The organism is Lactobacillus sp. A27, assembly GCF_016742815.1.
Lineage (GTDB): Bacteria > Bacillota > Bacilli > Lactobacillales > Lactobacillaceae > Lactobacillus > Lactobacillus gallinarum.
Genome location: NZ_JAEHNT010000080.1, coordinates 1 through 3,477, shown reverse-complemented (window position 1 = coordinate 3,477; position 3,477 = coordinate 1). Strand labels below are relative to the sequence as shown.

At 36.7% G+C, this 3,477-nt stretch carries 4 protein-coding genes and 1 pseudogene; 3 read left to right on the top strand and 2 right to left on the bottom strand.

Translation table 11 applies throughout. The annotated features are described in order from the left end of the window. Window positions 1-81: 81 nt before the first annotated feature. From JEM49_RS08695 to JEM49_RS08685, 3 genes and pseudogenes are all read left to right on the top strand, one after another. A pseudogene (locus tag JEM49_RS08695) lies at window positions 82-918 on the top strand (ABC transporter ATP-binding protein); the annotation flags it as partial. Further along, window positions 911-1,744: an energy-coupling factor transporter transmembrane component T family protein gene (locus JEM49_RS08690; protein WP_087175850.1), complete on the top strand. Its 834-nt coding sequence runs from the start codon at window positions 911-913 to the stop codon at window positions 1,742-1,744. The pseudogene JEM49_RS08695 and the gene JEM49_RS08690, both read left to right, overlap by 8 nt. Window positions 1,745-1,982: 238 nt before the next feature. After that, on the top strand, window positions 1,983-2,354 hold the full coding sequence (locus JEM49_RS08685; RefSeq protein WP_233186977.1) for a dihydrofolate reductase family protein: 372 nt from the start codon (window positions 1,983-1,985) through the stop codon (window positions 2,352-2,354). A 260-nt stretch (window positions 2,355-2,614) separates the two neighbouring features. Here the strand turns inward: JEM49_RS08685 and JEM49_RS08680 are convergent, their stop codons facing one another. After that, entirely contained in the window at window positions 2,615-2,773 is a 159-nt protein-coding gene (locus tag JEM49_RS08680) for a hypothetical protein (RefSeq protein ID WP_164480598.1), read from the bottom strand. A 30-nt stretch (window positions 2,774-2,803) separates the two neighbouring features. Next, window positions 2,804-3,259: a DUF441 domain-containing protein gene (locus tag JEM49_RS08675; RefSeq protein ID WP_025005797.1), complete on the bottom strand. Its 456-nt coding sequence runs from the start codon at window positions 3,257-3,259 to the stop codon at window positions 2,804-2,806. Window positions 3,260-3,477: the final 218 nt, after the last annotated feature.

Sequence of the window (3,477 nt, the reverse complement as noted above, 5' to 3'; positions counted from 1 at the left end):
CATCTCCACTTTACATAGTAAAAGAAAAAGTGTTGAACGACTACTCCGTCGAGTAATCATCCAACACTAGATTAGTATGTTTTGACTTCTAAAAAAGAAGAAAAACAGCCCCTGCTCGAATTAAAAGGCGTAGGACACCGCTATAACCATTTACAAGTTAATCCACTGCGCGACGTTACAGCTACCATCAACAAGGGAGATTTCGTTTCCATCGTAGGACAAAATGGTGCAGGCAAAACTACGCTTTGTCGCCTGATCTGTGGCTTTATTCCTAATGAAGGTAAAATCTTATTTGATGACGACGACCTATCGCAATATTCTATTAAACAAATTTCTGAAAAAATTGGTTATGTCATGCAGGATCCTAATCAGATGATCTCGCAAAAAATGATTTTTGATGAAGTTGCTTTGGGTTTATGCCTACGTGGTTACAGCAAAGATGAAATCAAGGATAAGGTTTTTAAGACTTTGAAAATCTGCGGTCTTTACCCTTACCGTCATTGGCCAATTTCTGCTTTGAGTTTTGGTCAAAAAAAGCGTGTGACCATCGCCGCTATTTTGGTTCTAGAGCTTGATGTCATCATCCTAGATGAGCCAACCGCTGGTCAAGATTGGAAGACCTATACAGAGATCATGAACTTTTTAAAGAAGTTGAATGAACAAGGCAAGACGATCATGATCATTACCCATGACATGTACCTGATGATGGAATACACTAATCGCTCATTGGCTTTTGCCGATGGTAAACTAATTGCGGATACCGAACCGATTAGATTATTAACCGAAAAAAGTTTAATTAAAAAGGCTTCTCTTAAACGAACCAGTCTCTATGACTTGGCTCATAAATATAATTTAAGAGATCCTAATTACTTTGTCCGCGCTTATGTCGATTCAGAAAGGACCAGTCAAAATGCATGATCAAAACCAGATTCTAGGCTACCAGCCCGGCACCAGCTTTATCTATCAACTAAACGCGACTACTAAGCTAATCTTCATGTTGCTGGTCTCGGCGGCTTGTATGATCACTTATGATACACGCTTCTTACTCGCAATTTGTGTTTTCTCGATCATTTTATTTAAAGAAGCACAAATTAAATGGTCACAAATTTCCTTTATCGTGAAATTTATTGTTGCCTTCATGATTTTAAATTTGATCTTTGTTTATCTTTTTCAACCAACTTATGGTCAAGAAATATATCATTCACGTAGCATCATCATTCATGCTGGCTACTTCACTCTCACGATCCAGGAAGTCTTCTATTTATTCAACTTGCTACTAAAATATATCTGCTCAATTCCGATCGTCTTATTATTCTTGTTGACGACTAATCCGAGTCAATTCGCCGCTAGTTTGAATAAAATTGGCATTAGCTACAATATCTCTTACGCAGTGGCGCTGGCTTTACGTTATATTCCTGACATTCAGAATTCATATTGGGCTATCTCTGCTGCTCAGCAAGCTCGAGGCAACGAATTGTCAAAGAAAGCTAAGTTATCGCAGCGAATCAAAGGAACTTTAAACATCATTATGCCGCTTATTTTCTCTAGTCTAGAGAGAATCGATACCATCAGTACCGCCATGCAGCTACGTCGCTTTGGTTCTAAGAAGAAAAGAACCTGGTATGTAGCTCAATCATTTAAGAAAGAAGATTATTGGGTGATGGGATTGTCAGTCTTGTCTATTTTAATCGTGATTTTGCTCTGGCAATTGAATCATGGCCGCTTTTATAATCCATTTATGTAGCAAAAAGCTCTATCGTTTTTTGACGAAAAATAATTCTAATAAGGTTATTACTTCTAATTAATCGGAAATGAAAGGACCATAAGGTAAAATGAGAAAAGTTGTTCTATTTATTGCAATGAGTCTTGACGGATATATTGCAGATAGTAATGGTGGTGTTGAATGACTAAAGGGACAAGGTAATGATAACGAAAATATAGATACCTATTCTGAATTTACCCAAAATATAGATACAATTTTAATGGGCTGGAACACATATCATCAAATTGTTACAGAGCTTTCTCCGACAAAATGGATATATAGCGATTTTACTACTTATGTGATTACACACAATAAGAGTAATTCTAACAAGCAAATTATTTTTACAGATGTAAACCCTATAGATTTATTGGAAAAATTAAAGCAACAAGATGGCAAAGATATTTGGATTTGCGGTGGAGCTAATCTTGTTCAACAGATAATGCGTGCAGATTTAATTGACAGATATTACATTTCCATTATTCCAACACTTTTGGGGAAAGGTATTAAACTTTTTGGAGAGTTGCCAAAAGAACAAAAACTATCATTAGTTCGAACACGCAATTATAATGGAATTGTTGAGTTAGTATTATGAACACAGAACCAGACACATAGGTGCAGAGTCATTGAATTTGTGAGAAATCACAGTTCGTTGACTCTATTTTATTTCATTAGGTTTCCTATCAGGCCAGGAAGAACAGATTGACGGCATAACTTAATAAAAAATGTCTGTTAAGAAACAGCTTATTCAGCGCACCTAAAAAGCTGCTTATTGCCTAAATTTGGACAACAAGCAGCTTAAAATTTTGGAATATTATCGTGTCAGGCTCTTAACTTAATGACATTGATTTTGCATTAGTCCTTTTTATGTTTTTTCTTTTTATCATCGTCATCAATCGTGACAACTTCAGGCTTCTTAGGAATTGGCGGTGTAATAACTTCATAGTTACGCAACCGTCGTTCTAAATAATCATCTAATCGCTGCGTGATCTCTTCATGCACTATAATCGCCATTACACTCACCCACCTTTACTACATTATATATTAGAAATGTAAGTTAAATAAAGTGATAACCAGATAAGTCATACCGCTGGCAATTACGGGACCGGCAGCCACGCCCTTAAATACTACTACGCCGATGATCGTTCCTAAAACCAAGGCGACAGTTACTTGTGGCACGGCGGCTAACTGATCAACGCCATATCTTGACAAAATAGCTACAGCAATCCCGGCTAAGATAGCGATCCACCCTGCTGGCGATTTGAAAGTATTGATCAAATCCTTAAAACCAATCTGCCCTGTCGCAATTGGAATCAAGATTGCCACTGAAATAACGGTGACGCCCCAATTGATACCTTTGGCTTGAATCACTGGCAGCCACTTGCTGGCAAACGGAATTAACTTTAACGCCATCACTACGCCTGTAGCGATGATCAATGACATGTTTTTACCAACCAGGGCGACAACTAATACTAATGCTAAAAATAGCCAACTCTCCATATTTTTCCCCTTCATTTTATCTATCTTTCATTTAAATCTACACAAGAAAAAAGTTAGTGAAGCTGACTCACTAACTTTCAATTAGAATATTTTCATTATAACTAAATCTGCTTAAAAATAGAATTATTTTTTCTGTAAGCGTCAAATAAAATAGTGTACTTAAAAACCGTCCCAGTTACTGTTATACTGAGACGGTTATTTAAGTTCTTTTATTTACA

What these genes read in the sequence shown, in the direction of transcription:
- JEM49_RS08690 (WP_087175850.1), top strand. Translation starts at nt 911, where the DNA reads ATGCATGATCAAAACCAGATTCTAGGCTACCAGCCCGGCACCAGCTTT.
- JEM49_RS08685 (WP_233186977.1), top strand. Translation starts at nt 1,983, where the DNA reads ATGGGCTGGAACACATATCATCAAATTGTTACAGAGCTTTCTCCGACA.
- JEM49_RS08675 (WP_025005797.1), bottom strand. Translation starts at nt 3,259, where the DNA reads ATGGAGAGTTGGCTATTTTTAGCATTAGTATTAGTTGTCGCCCTGGTT.
- JEM49_RS08680 (WP_164480598.1), bottom strand. Translation starts at nt 2,773, where the DNA reads ATGGCGATTATAGTGCATGAAGAGATCACGCAGCGATTAGATGATTAT.